Origin of the sequence: Bacillus sp. FSL M7-1020 (assembly GCF_038050415.1) — a bacterium.
Classification (GTDB): domain Bacteria; phylum Bacillota; class Bacilli; order Bacillales; family Bacillaceae_G; genus Bacillus_A; species Bacillus_A toyonensis.
The window spans coordinates 3,155,939-3,169,433 of sequence record NZ_JBBOTW010000001.1 but is presented as its reverse complement, the minus strand read 5'-3'; the positions used below and the strand labels follow the sequence as shown (position 1 = coordinate 3,169,433).

The 13,495-nt window shown below is 36.2% G+C and carries 8 protein-coding genes and 2 pseudogenes; 8 read left to right on the top strand and 2 right to left on the bottom strand.

The genetic code is table 11. The features are described from left to right. The first annotated feature begins 62 nt into the window (after nt 1-62). The 3 genes from MHB70_RS16050 to MHB70_RS16040 all read left to right on the top strand — a co-directional run bounded on the left by MHB70_RS16050 (nt 63) and on the right by MHB70_RS16040 (nt 5,503). The gene (locus MHB70_RS16050; protein WP_000175115.1) at nt 63-3,425 is read left to right on the top strand and encodes a tubulin-like doman-containing protein; all 3,363 of its coding nucleotides are present in this window, start codon (nt 63-65) and stop codon (nt 3,423-3,425) included. 57 nt (nt 3,426-3,482) lie between these two features. Next, nucleotides 3,483-3,623, top strand: a complete 141-nt coding sequence (locus tag MHB70_RS16045) for a hypothetical protein (protein ID WP_001116187.1) — start codon at nt 3,483-3,485, stop codon at nt 3,621-3,623. 497 nt (nt 3,624-4,120) lie between these two features. Beyond that, nucleotides 4,121-5,503 carry an APC family permease gene (locus MHB70_RS16040; protein ID WP_000054729.1) on the top strand — a complete coding sequence of 461 codons (1,383 nt, stop codon included), beginning with the start codon at nt 4,121-4,123 and terminating at the stop codon, nt 5,501-5,503. Nucleotides 5,504-5,582: 79 nt separating this feature from the next. On the opposite strand, the pseudogene MHB70_RS16035 reads toward MHB70_RS16040, so the two are convergent. Both MHB70_RS16035 and MHB70_RS16030 read right to left on the bottom strand, forming a co-directional pair. Next, nucleotides 5,583-6,080 (bottom strand): annotated as a pseudogene (locus tag MHB70_RS16035) (Ger(x)C family spore germination C-terminal domain-containing protein); the annotation flags it as partial. After that, a pseudogene (locus MHB70_RS16030) lies at nt 6,076-7,254 on the bottom strand (spore germination protein); the annotation flags it as partial. The pseudogenes MHB70_RS16035 and MHB70_RS16030, both read right to left, overlap by 5 nt. A 360-nt stretch (nt 7,255-7,614) precedes the next feature. Here MHB70_RS16030 and fdhF point away from each other — a divergent pair. From fdhF to moaA, 5 genes are all read left to right on the top strand, one after another. After that, nucleotides 7,615-10,554, top strand: a complete 2,940-nt coding sequence (gene fdhF / locus MHB70_RS16025) for a formate dehydrogenase subunit alpha (RefSeq protein ID WP_061530524.1) — start codon at nt 7,615-7,617, stop codon at nt 10,552-10,554. A 14-nt stretch (nt 10,555-10,568) separates the two neighbouring features. Further along, nucleotides 10,569-11,051: a DUF1641 domain-containing protein gene (locus MHB70_RS16020; protein ID WP_000729912.1), complete on the top strand. Its 483-nt coding sequence runs from the start codon at nt 10,569-10,571 to the stop codon at nt 11,049-11,051. 115 nt (nt 11,052-11,166) lie between these two features. After that, complete coding sequence (locus MHB70_RS16015; protein ID WP_000163331.1) at nt 11,167-11,511, top strand: DUF2294 domain-containing protein; 345 nt, start codon at nt 11,167-11,169, stop codon at nt 11,509-11,511. A gap of 16 nt (nt 11,512-11,527) precedes the next feature. After that, on the top strand, nt 11,528-12,325 hold the full coding sequence (gene fdhD, locus MHB70_RS16010) for a formate dehydrogenase accessory sulfurtransferase FdhD (RefSeq protein WP_000802702.1): 798 nt from the start codon (nt 11,528-11,530) through the stop codon (nt 12,323-12,325). A gap of 20 nt (nt 12,326-12,345) precedes the next feature. Next, nucleotides 12,346-13,362 carry a GTP 3',8-cyclase MoaA gene (moaA, locus tag MHB70_RS16005; RefSeq protein WP_061530523.1) on the top strand — a complete coding sequence of 339 codons (1,017 nt, stop codon included), beginning with the start codon at nt 12,346-12,348 and terminating at the stop codon, nt 13,360-13,362. Nucleotides 13,363-13,495: the final 133 nt, after the last annotated feature.

The following is a 13,495-nucleotide window of genomic DNA, read 5'->3' as shown; positions in this document are numbered from 1 at the left end:
AGGGGAGTCTTAGCTTTCTTTCCCTTTCTTTTTAAACAAGCAAGAATAGGAAGGTGGTTCACATGACATTACAAGTTCCAACGATATTAATTGGATTAGGTGGAATCGGTAGTACTGTGACGCATCAAATATATGAAAAACTGCCTGAAGAGCGCCGAAAAAAGGTAGCGATGCACGTATTTGATACAGATGTGAATACATTGAGTAAATTTGATCATATTCGAAAGTTTAAGACACAAACGAGTTCAAGTAAAACGCCTAGAGAGTATATTGCAGGAGATCCAACGATTCCAGAGTGGTTTCCAATGGATCCAACTATACTTGATAAACCATTAACAGAAGGAGCAGGACAGTTACGCGTCATTTCACGTTTAGCGTTACGTGCTGCGATGAAAGAAGATAAATTGACGTCCTTTTGGCAAGAAATTGAGAAGATTTTTCCGGTTACAAGTGATCAAACGGAATATGGTGTGCGAGTTATTATTGTAACATCACTAGCAGGCGGAACAGGTTCGGGGATGTTTCTGCAAATTGCATTATATTTACGTGAAATGCTTCGGAAAAAACTGCAGCATCATAACATTTTAATACGCGGTGCATTTTTAATGCCTGATGTGTTAGTGAAGACGAGAACGGTTAGTGCGAAAGAATTTGAAACGGTGCAAGCAAATGGTTATGCGTCTTTAAAAGAATTGCATGCCATTACGCTCGGTTCAACTGGAGAATTATCAAAACGCGGTGGTGTAACGATTGAATTAGAATACCGTCCGGATCAAGTAGATGAGGATGGAAGAACGAATCATACGATTAAACAACATCATTTACCGTACAATTATTGTTTCTTATACGATTACGAAAACTTACATGGACACCATTTACACAATTTATCGGATTATATGGAGCAGATGGCAAATACGATTTATTTACAGTTATTTAGTCCGATGTCCACAAGTCATTTTGCACAGGAAGATAATCAAATTCAGCAATTGGCAGAATCAAGCGGGAAAGGACGATATTGCGGGGCAGGAACAGCAAAGCTCATTTATCCATATGAACATGTGTTAAAATATTGTGCTTTAAAATGGGCTGTGCAAGGTTTAGACGAATCGTGGCTTCATTTGGATCAACTCTTTCAAGAAAAGAAGCAAAGGTACGACCAAGATGTAAAACGTGGTATGCAGCGTGAAAAGCCAGAGCGTGGCAAAAGTTATTTAGAGGATTTAGAACATCTTGCTACCCGTCCAGAACAAGCCCATATTTTCTATAGACAAATGTACAATGAAACGCGTGAAGGAGCAGAGGGCGGTAAGCTCGGAGTTGCGAAATCTAAACTGTTTTTAGAAGCTGTAGAAAGCTATGTACAGCGCACAGTGCAAAAAGATGAGGAATTAAATCGTTTGCAGCACGAGTGTAAAATTTCAGCTGCGAAACTAAAAATGATGGAACAAATGAAAGGAGAAGTAGCGAGAGTAGATCATGCGGTTCGTTTATATGCGTATGCGATTCCGAGCCGTGTACATGAACATGTAACGACACTTTTATATGACATGATTGAATCAGACCGTTTTTCACCAAGTGGGTCTGAAGGACAGTCCTATCAATTAAATACATGGTTTTTAAAGAAAACAGACCCTGTTCATCCAGTAGCAGCGCGTTTTATGTTATATGAAATTCGAAAGCAGTTAGTAGAAAAAATGAATCGACTACATGAAAATAATGAACAGAAGCGTAATGTAATTCAAAATTATGATAAAAAATTTAATGTAGGTAATATAGATGGAACGGTAACTGCTGTACGCCGCGTTGAAATCGCTCAGCAACAAGGTTGGTTTGGAAAAATGGTGAATAATCAACAACGTTTATTTAAAAAAGAATTTGAAGATATCGTAACGCAATATGTACACAAATTAAATGAGTACAGAAAAGAAATGCTGTTAGAACTCGTTTATCAATCGTTATATCAAGCAGTTAATAAAATGATTCAATATTGGGAAAGGTTTTTTGATAATTTACATGAAACACGTGAAAATTTATTGTTTGAAATTCAAAAAAGAAGTAAGGAGTTTGAAGGGAAAACAAACCCAACGAATGTATACGTATTAGCGGAAGAGAAGTTGCAAGAAAAAATATGGCAAGATATGCAGCAACATTTAAATTTAGGTGTATTGCCGAAAGATATATCAGCAGAAATTTATATGAGTTTGTATGGGGAATATTGTCGGGATGCGAAAACGGAAGAGATTCAATCGAAAAAGGTAGAAGATTTTTATCGTGAACATATATTGAGCTATTGTTATGATGAATTACAAGTACGTTATCGTGATAAATTAGAACTTAATATTATAGAGGCATTGCGAAAAGAAGCGGATTATAAGAAGCGTGATCGTGATGAATACGTTCGTGAAAAAATTGAAGATCTGTTCCATTTAGCTAGTCCATTCGTGCCGAAAGTTTCTCACCATAGGGAATTACAATATTGGGGTATACATCCAACTTTAAAGAAAGAACTGCAAGAAGAATTAATTCAAGAAATGTTTAAAGAAAAAGATACAGTACATGAAGCTTTTTCACCATTTGAAGTGATCTGTTACCGGGCACATTACGGTTTATCATTGCAAGATTTTCCTAAATTATCATCAGGACACATTGCGAACGGTTTTATGAATGATAAAGGTGACTACTTCCAATCATATTATCGCCGTGTGAACAAATTAAATAGTAAAAAATCTAGTTTAACGCCGCATTTAGATAAGTATTGGCACTTACCAGCCTTTATGCCCGACTTGAATGCGACTCAAACGAAGTTAGACTACGATAAATGTAATCGTGCCCTTCTATATGCGTATATGTATCGCTGGATTAGTTTAGTTGCTGTTGATGGGCAGTTTGTGTATCAATATAACGGCGTTGGACGTAGCTTCTTAATTCAGTCGATGGGGAAAAATATTTCAAGTGAAAGTTATAAATTACACAGAGCATTACTTCATAATCCGTTTATTTATGAAAACATCTTGTCCAGATTTGAAGAAGAGCAAGAAAAGGCAATGATTCAAGGTGGACATTTATATACACATCCGTTCGTATTAGGAGCTCAAGATGTAAGATGGCTTAGAAAAGAACATGTTCACAATCTTTTAGATATGATTTTAATGTATGACCGTGAGGCGAAGTATGATCCGACGTTAGAAGAAACGTCAGATGAATTATTAAGATTATTCCTTGATGAAATCGAACTATACTTCCAAAACTATTACGGTACAGGTGCAGATATGGTTGCGAAGAAAGAGAAAGAAATGTTTATTAAACAATTGTGGGATCGTTCGTATGCGAAAGGGTATGTGGATCCAAATAGCGCTCCTTATAAAAAGTGGCAAAATTTATTAAGTGTTCAAGATGAAGAAGAAACGCCAAAAACGAATGTATAATGAATGAAAAGGGAATCCTTAAAAGTGGCAATACAACTTTAGAAAAGAGGGATTCTGATGCCGTTTTTAGGAAGTGTATATCAAATATTTGGATTGTATCCAGAACTTTATTATGGAATGATTTCAGCTGAGATAGAAGAAGAAGCTCAGAAAGAGAATCTTGAAAATAGTAGTGCAGAAGCTGAAATGAAAGAATAAAAAAAGTGCAGATGAAAATCTGCACTTTTTTATTCGCTTAAAAAGGTTGCATAACTTCAAATGAATTATTATTTAAAGATAGTATTTTGATTAAAGGTATGATGATTTCATTTGAATTCTATGTAATGAAAATTGTATGAAAATCAGTGAGGGAAAATGAATATGAACATGAAAACAGAAAAAAACAATGTTTTCGAGAAAATAATTATGTTTAAAAATAACATTTGATACATAATTAACCGTCTTTGTTTAATTAATTATATTGTTGACAATATAATTAATTGTATGATAAATTCAATCAGCATTCTTAGAGATGTATTTTCGCAATAATTATTTTTAAAATTTACTATGAGTTAAAAAGATTGATTTTTCTGTTTTTAAGTTTGCTAAGTCTATAAGAGAAAAGGAGTAAATTGTGTATAATTTTATTTTCTAAACAGAACAGTAATAAAGATTGTAATTAGTAAGAGATAAACTTGAAAAAGAGGTTTCAATGAATGAGTCTTTTAATAAAGAAAACAATGGATGAAGAAAAGAAAAAAGTATTGAATCAAACTTTAGGAGCGATTGATTTAACTCTTTTAGGAATTGGAGCGATTATTGGTACAGGGATTTTTGTATTAACTGGTATCGTAGCGGCGAAACATGCTGGTCCAGCGATTGTATTATCATTTATATTAGCGGCCATTGTATGTGCATGTGTAGCTTTCTGTTATGCTGAATTTGCATCTGCAGTCCCAGTTTCAGGAAGTGTATATTCGTATACATATATGACATTAGGTGAGATTTTTGCATTTATAGTTGGTTGGTGTGTGATGTTGGAGTACTTATTAGCAACTTCTGCGGTGGCAGCAGGATGGTCAGCTTATTTTCAGTCATTGCTACTAGGGTTTAATATTCACATCCCTACAATCTTTGCATCAGCACCTGGCATGGGGAAGGGTGGAATTATTGATTTACCAGCAGTTCTGATTATTTTAGTTGTAACATTTTTATTAAGTCGTGGTGTAAAAGAAAGTGCCCGAATTAATAATATAATGGTTATTATTAAACTGGCTGTTATTGTAGGATTTATTATTGTAGGGACACAATATGTAAAACCAGAAAATTGGCAACCATTTCTACCGTTTGGTTTTCACGGTGTGGTAGGAGGAGCAGCCACTGTATTCTTTGCTTTTTTAGGATTTGATGCAGTTGCAACAGCTGCAGAGGAAGTGAAGCGTCCACAGCGTAACGTACCGATTGGGCTACTTGTTTCTTTATTCATTTGTACCGTTCTATATGTAGGAGTTTCATTCGTGTTGACTGGAATGGTTCCGTTTACGGAATTGAATGTTGCTGATCCAGTTGCATATGCGTTGCGCACTGTAGGAGAAGATAGAATTGCTGGCTTGTTATCGGTGGGGGCAATAGCGGGGCTAACGACAGTTCTGTTAGTAGCTATGTTTGCATTTGTTCGTGTATCTTACTCGATGAGTCGAGATGGGTTGTTACCAAACAGACTTTCCAGTGTTCATAAACGTTTACAAACGCCATTTTTTAATACATGGGTTACAGGTATACTAGCAGCTTTATTAGCGGGATTAGTGGATTTGAACTTATTGGCTAATTTAGTGAATATGGGAACGATAACAGCATTTGTTTTTGTATCTATAGCTGTCATTGTACTAAGAAAGACACATCCTAATATGAAAAGACCATTCCGTGCTCCCCTAGTACCTTTTTTACCTATCGTTTCAATAGTAAGTTGTATATATTTAGCTTTGAACCTTTCTAAGCTTACTTTAATTAGTTTTGTGGCATGGATTATAATCGGTGTTTTTATATATTTTATATACGCAAAAAAACATAGTAATGTTAGAAACGGAAATAGAGTATAGTCTGTTGAAATAATACTTGTCATGTAAATGAAAACACGCTATCTGTTCTTTATACTTATAAGAACAGATAGCGTGTTTTTTATTTAATAATCCCATTTTCTAAAATTTTGATAGTCGGTGTTACTTTTGCGCTAGCTTTGGAAAAGGAATTAGGCCAATCGTCTTCAACCTTCTTCCATTCTTTATATTGAAAAGCCCTCGCATAATCACCAAATCCGAATGGATCCAGTTGCTGTTTTTGAATTTTGTGAATTAATTCGTTTAAATCTTTGTTTAGTTGTTTTGCGATAAATGAAGTTAATTTCTTTTTATCTTTATCTAAATCCATATTGAATGTAATCTCAGATATAGCAATTTTTAAATTCATTTTAATATTAAATTTGAAACGGTTATCGCTATAGCCTGAACGAATGTTACGATTCATGCTAAGAACATTTATAGTTACGAAATCGTTGCCTTCTGTATCTTTTAAATTACTATTACTTTCAACTCGAGTAGAAGGGATCTTCATTGTAAGAGAAACTGGTGTATTAGCCTTCTTTTGTAATAGAAGAAGAAGTGCGCTTTCATAACGATTTCACTGCAGCCTGTCCAATTACAATTCCTCCTACGACGCCGATCGTTTGTCCAACGGGACCCGGAAGCCGAACCGCAGCTTCACGGAGCATTTCAAGTACTAATTCCATCAAAAGTGCTTCTAATATAGGTGGAAAAGGAATTTTAGCACGAGACTCGCCGATTGTTAACAATAATTTAAGCGGAATCACTTCATAATGAAAGGAAATCATAGCAATATAAAGAGCAGGAGCAAAAATTGCAATAAATAACCCTGTGAAACGAAGGAGACGTATAAAAGATGGAATCATTGGCCTGAAGCTGTAATCATCTATTGTTTGAAAAAAAGCTGAAAAGGTCATAGGTCCAATTAATACGCCGGGTGAGCGATCTACAACAACAGCGATTCGCCCATTCAAAATGTGATGGGCCGTCGTATCAGGACGTTCGGTTATTGATAATTGTGGAAAGAGCGTGTATGAATTATCTTCAACAAAACCTTCTAATTCACCGGTAGTAAGAATAGCATCCACTTTTATTGATTCAATGCGGCATGTCATTTCTTGTATGACATCTTCGTTTGCGATGTCTGCTAGGTAAAGTAAAAAAACTTTAGAACTTGCTCGCTCGCCAACGGTGAATTCCTTCACCTTTAATTCGCGATTTGGGATATATCGGCGAATAAGAGCGAAACTGTCGCTCGCTACTTCATTAAATCCTTCATGTGAGCTTTTTATTGATGTCTCTGTTGTAGGTTCTTCAATGCTTCTTTTTGGTGCCGCTTGCGTATCTAGTTCTAAAGCTGATAGTTGCCCATCTATAAATAAAATACTTTTACCATGTAAAAGGGATTGTTCAATGTCTGTCCACTTCTGAACCTTTTTTATATTTCCGATAGAAACGGAAGATTCCCAAAAATCGTCCTCATTCCACTCTTTAAATAAAAGAGGACGAAGAATATCTACATTAATAACAGTTTTATCTACAAGTCCTTCCATATATATAAGAGCAACCTCTTGGCCGTTTTTTAACGGAAAAGTACGTGTAATTAATTCTGGAATACCACTAAATAACTTGGACAAGTGTTTTAAATTAAGTGGAAGAGAAGAAGAAATAGGCTTATGTAATGTATGATCAGCTTGCTCTTGTGCAGAAAAAGATTTTTCACCGCGTATCCATTTGTTAAAAGACCCCATTTGTTCACTTTCTCCTTGTTATGTTTTATCCCGGATTAACGGGCTGCCCGTAAAAGCCCGATTGGTTAAGGCTGATTAAAGTTTCACTTTATATGGGTTATTATGGATAGTTGCATGCAGACATATGCGTAGTTTAAATTACATATTGTATATTTTTAACTTTAACGCTATAATAATAGTGTTAAAGATGGAATCGTGATATGACCTGTTATGAATCTATCGTTTTATTTATGAATAAATGGATTGGTATTTTAGCAAGATGTGCTAATACACTACTCCACCATGATGATAACGTGCCCAAAATGTGGTGCGTATATTTTCGTGGTGGAGTTTTTTTATTCTCAAAAAGGGGGAAAGACCATGAATGACAACATGGTTCATATTACAATTGACGGAAAAAAGTATACAGCGGAGCCCGGTTCAACGATATTAGGCATCATTAATGACAACGGGATTGAACATCCGCAAATTTGTTATGTACCAGAAGTAGACCCTATTCAAACGTGTGACACTTGTATTGTAGAAGTTGATGGAAAGTTGATGAGATCTTGTTCGACAGTGGCGACGGAAGGTATGGACATTGAACTCGGTTCTGGTCGTGCGAAAGAAGCACAAACAGAGGCGATGGATCGATTATTAGAAAACCATTTATTATATTGTACGGTATGTGACAACAATAATGGGAACTGTAAACTGCATAATACTGCAGAATTAATGGAGATTGAACATCAAAAATATCCTTACGAACCAAAAATAGATGTAAGTGAAGTTGATATGACTCATCCGTTTTATCGCTACGACCCTAATCAATGTATCGCATGTGGTCAATGTGTAGAGGTGTGCCAAAACTTACAAGTAAATGAAACGATATCTATCGACTGGGAAGCCGAGCGTCCTCGTGTTATTTGGGATAATGGTGTAGATATCAATGATTCTTCATGCGTGAGCTGTGGGCAATGTGTAACGATTTGTCCTTGTAATGCTTTAATGGAGAAATCAATGCTTGGTGAAGCTGGATTTATGACGGGATTAAAGCCGGATATTCTTGAACCGATGGTAGATTTAATTAAAGAAGTTGAGCCTGGATATAGCGGTATTTTTGCGGTATCAGAAGTGGAAGCGGCCATGCGTGAGACTCGTACGAAGAAAACGAAAACAGTATGTACATTTTGCGGTGTCGGTTGTTCATTTGAAGTGTGGACGAAAGGGCGTAAAATCCTTAAAGTACAACCATCTTCAGATGCGCCAGTTAACGCAATTTCAACTTGTGTAAAAGGGAAATTTGGTTGGGACTTCGTAAATTCTAAAGAACGAATTACGAAACCATTAATTCGTAAAAATGGAACGTTTGTTGAATCTACATGGGAAGAAGCACTGAATGTAGTTGCAAATAAATTAGGCGCTATTAAAGAAGAGTACGGCAAAGGTTCTATCGGATTTATCTCTTCCTCTAAAATTACGAATGAAGACAATTATGCCATTCAAAAATTAGCTCGGCAAGTATTTGGAACGAATAATATTGATAATTGCTCACGTTATTGCCAATCACCAGCAACGGATGGTTTATTCCGTACAATTGGTATGGGCGGTGATGCAGGAACGATTAAAGATATTGCGCAATCTGGTCTTGTTATTATTGTAGGATGTAATCCGACAGAAGGTCATCCTGTTTTAGCTACACGTATTAAACGGGCACATAAATTACACGGACAAAAGTTAATTGTAGCGGATCTTCGTAAAACAGAAATGGCAGAGCGATCAGATGTCTTTATTAGTCCAAAACAAGGAACAGACCAAGTATGGTTAATGGCTGTTGCGAAATATATGATTGATCAAGGTTGGCATGATCAGGAGTTTATTAATGAAAATGTAAACTTCTTTGAAGATTTTAAAGAGAGCTTAAAAGAATATACACTTGAATATGCAGAAGAAGTAACAGGTATTTCAACAGAAACACTTATCCAAATGGCTGAAATGATTCGTGATGCAGATGGTACATGTATCCTTTGGGGTATGGGGGTAACGCAAAATACAGGTGGTTCTGATACTTCCGCTGCAATTTCAAACTTACTTCTTGCAACAGGGAATTATCGTCGTTCAGGTGCAGGTGCCTACCCACTTCGAGGTCATAATAACGTACAAGGTGCTTGTGATATGGGAACTTTACCAGGATGGCTTCCTGGATATCAGCACGTTACGAACGATATGGAACGTACGAAATTTGAAATGGCTTACGGAGTGGAAATTGATAGTGAACCAGGTCTTAATAATATTGAAATGCTTCACGCAATTGAAGAAGGAAAGATGAAAGCTATGTATCTTGTCGGAGAGGATATGGCTCTTGTAGACTCGAATGCAAATCATGTACATGAAGTGTTATCAAGCCTTGATTTCTTCGTTGTACAAGATGTTTTCCTTTCTAAAACTGCTCAATACGCAGATGTTGTATTACCGGCAGCACCATCTCTTGAGAAAGAAGGTACTTTCACAAATACAGAGAGACGTGTGCAAAGATTGTATCAAGTTCTTCCTACGCTTGGTGATGCGAAGCCAGACTGGTGGATCGTGCAGGAGATTGCGAATAAATTAGGTGCAAACTGGAATTATAGTCACCCAAGTGAAATTTTTGCTGAAATGGCAAGCTTATCACCGCTATTCTCACAAGCAAACTATGAAGTACTTGAAGGATGGAATAGTTTCCATTGGGGAAGTTTTGATGGAACGAATACACCGCTACTTTTCCAAGATGGATTTAATTTCCCAGATAAAAAAGCGCGTTTTGCGATTGCTGACTGGGTACGTCCAGCTGAATTCCCAGCGGAGTTCGACCTTCACATTAACAACGGTCGTATGTTAGAACATTTCCATGAAGGAAATATGACAAATAAATCAACAGGTATTCAAACGAAAGTACCTGGCGTTTTTGTTGAAGTTTCTCCAGAACTTGCAAAAGAACGTGGCGTGAAAACAGGTTCATTAGTGCGCCTTGTTTCTCCTTTTGGAGCACTAAAATTACGGGCACTTGTAACGGATCGTGTAAAAGCGAATGAGTTATATGTACCGATGAACTCTACAGATAATGAATCGGCAATTAATTTCTTAACAGGCCCTGCTGTTGACGTACGTACGAATACACCTGCTTATAAACAGACGAAAGTGCGCATGGAAGTGTTAGAAGTTAATGGCGAAAATCCGATGCCAAAAGCGAACCCGCGTAATAAAAAACGTCATCCTCAAGCTGGTATTGAGGTAGATCGTAAGTCGGCACGTCCAGGGTATGTACATTTAACGGATAAGTAGGGAGGAGAAAAAATATGGCTGCACCTATTAAAACGATTCAAAAACATGAATTAACTGAGGAAGAAATAAAACAGCAAAAGTTAGAGGATTTAAAGGAGCTTCTAGCTAATAATGAAGAAGCTTTAAATCAAATGTTTCATATTGTCGGGGAATTAAATGATATTGGCATGCTAGAAGCAGCAAATTCTATGCTGAAAGCGAAAGAACCAATCGCAAAGATCGTTCTCGGTCAAGTAACTCGTAAACCTGTTACAAATTTAATTAATAATATGATGGGTGCTGCAGGTGCTTTAACAGAACTTGACCCAGAACTTACGAAAAAACTTATAGGTAGTTTATTAGTAGGACTGGAAGAAGGTAATGAGCATCTAGAAAGTAATAAAAAAGTGGGGATATTCGATCTTATGAAAGTATTAAAAGATCCAAATATTAACCGTGCTATCGGGTTTGGTCTTCATTTCCTAAAAGGTATGGGTAAAGGATTAAAAGACGAATAAACTTCATGAAGTTAACCTTTTCGTCTAAATATTTGTACGAAATAGTTTGGGCGAAAAGATCATTTTGGTAAAATATATAATAAAGTAAAATGAGGCTTTTAGGAGGTATGATTTTATGACGAAAAAGGTACATGAATTTAATGATATGATACGAAAACTCCGAAAGGAACTATTCGGAAAAGGACCAGAACGAATTCATACTGTATTTGCTGAAAATATGGCGATTGCAACACTGTATGGGAACTTAACACCTACTGAGAAATTCATTTCAAGTACGATGGATGGCGCGGAAATGGTTCATATGGCTAGAACGAAAATGATTCAAGAAGTTTACGCTGCGAATTCTCGTGAACATTTGGAGGAACTTGTTGGAGCGAAATTAGTGAACTTATTTTCAGATATGAAAGTAGAAGAAGATATTGCTGTTTCGGTATTTGTTTTTGATAAAAATATAACGTGAGAGAAGGATGCTGATCGTGAAACCGATACAGGTAGAAAGAGAAGTTTTCCGTTATGAACAAGGGGTGTTTAAGCATATAGAGGACAGCATTGTAACAGAGTTTCCAGTCACAATTAAAATGAACGGACAGGAGTTTGTTACAATGGTTAGTACTCCAGAATATATAGAAGATATGGTAATAGGCTTCTTAGCATCTGAAGGAATTATTCGGAAGTATGAAGATATTGATCACATATGGGTACAGGAGAAAGAAGGATTTGTACATGTGACGACAACAAAAATAAACCCGTATTACGAACAAATGCAAAATAAACGTTATATTACTTCGTGCTGTGGTATGAGTAGGCAAGGGTTTGTTTTTGCAAATGATGCACTAAGCGTAAAGAAAATGAATGGTGTCCATGTAAAGGTTGCTGTCGAAGATTGTTTTCGTTTAATGAATGAAATGCAGCAATCTGCGGATACATTTCGACATACTGGCGGAGTGCATAACGCAGCTTTATGTGATGTAAATGGTATTATTTTAGGCCGAATGGATATTGGTAGGCATAATGCGCTAGATAAAATTTACGGTTATTGTTTAAAAAATAATATTTCTATAAAAGATAAAATCATTGTTTTTAGTGGTCGTATTTCTTCAGAAATATTATTGAAAGTTGCAAAAATCGGCTGTGAAATTATACTGTCAAAATCAGCGCCAACTGAATTAGCTTTGCAGTTAGCGGAAGAGTTAGGGATTACTACGATAGGGTTTATTCGTAATCAGTCTTTAAATATATATACGCATCCAGAACGTGTTTTAAATATAAAATAAGTAAAAGTGAGGCAAGGAAGATGAAATCAATTACATTAGACAAATTGCATCGTCCGTTAAAGGATTTACGTATTTCAGTTACTGATCGCTGTAATTTTCGCTGTCGATATTGTATGCCAGAAGAAATATTTGGTCCTGATTATTCGTTTTTGTCTAATGATAAAATTTTATCTTTTGATGAGATTGAAAGGATAACACGTATTTTCGTTTCTTTAGGTGTGAGAAAGTTACGGATTACAGGCGGAGAGCCGTTACTTCGAAGAGGGCTTCCAGAGCTTATTGAGCGGCTTAATAAAATAGATGGTGTGGAGGATATCGGTTTAACAACAAATGGATCGTTACTTAAAAAGTTTGCACCTGATTTATATAAAGCGGGGTTATCACGTGTGACAGTTAGTCTGGATTCCTTAGAAGAAGAGCGCTTTTTCTATTTAAATGGTAATAGAAGCAAAGTGCAAAGGGTTCTTGAGGGTATACAGGCTGCGGCTGAAGTTGGTATGAAAATTAAAATAAACATGGTCGTTCAAAAGGGGAAAAACGAACAGGACATCTTGCAGATGGCGCAATACTTTAAGGAAAATAAGCATATTCTTCGTTTTATTGAGTATATGGACGTTGGAAATTATAACGGTTGGGAGTTAGGTGAAGTTATTTCCAAACAAGAAATAGTAAATACAATTCGTGAAGTTATGCCGTTAGAACGGATAGAAGCAAATTATCCAGGTGAAGTAGCTACTAGGTACCGTTATATAGGCAGTGATGAGGAAATAGGTATCATTTCATCTGTAATTGATTCTTTCTGCTCATCATGTACGAGAGCTCGCATTTCTGCAGAAGGAAAATTGTATACTTGTTTATTTGCTTCTAAAGGAAATGATTTGAGAGCATTGCTTCGATCGGGGGATACGGATGAGGAAATTACAGCTGTAATTCACGACATTTGGAATAATCGAGAAGATCGATATTCAGACGAACGCTTAAGTCATACTAATAAGAAAACAATGCCTAAAATTGAAATGTCACATATCGGTGGTTAATATATAAGGCTGACATAATAGTGGAAAATGGAAAGTGTGCAAGAGATGTGGACTTTCTATTTCATAGTAAAAGTGATGATTGATCTCTCTGTAAAAGATGTGCAGAGACATTAAGCAGCATTCAAAAACCTTT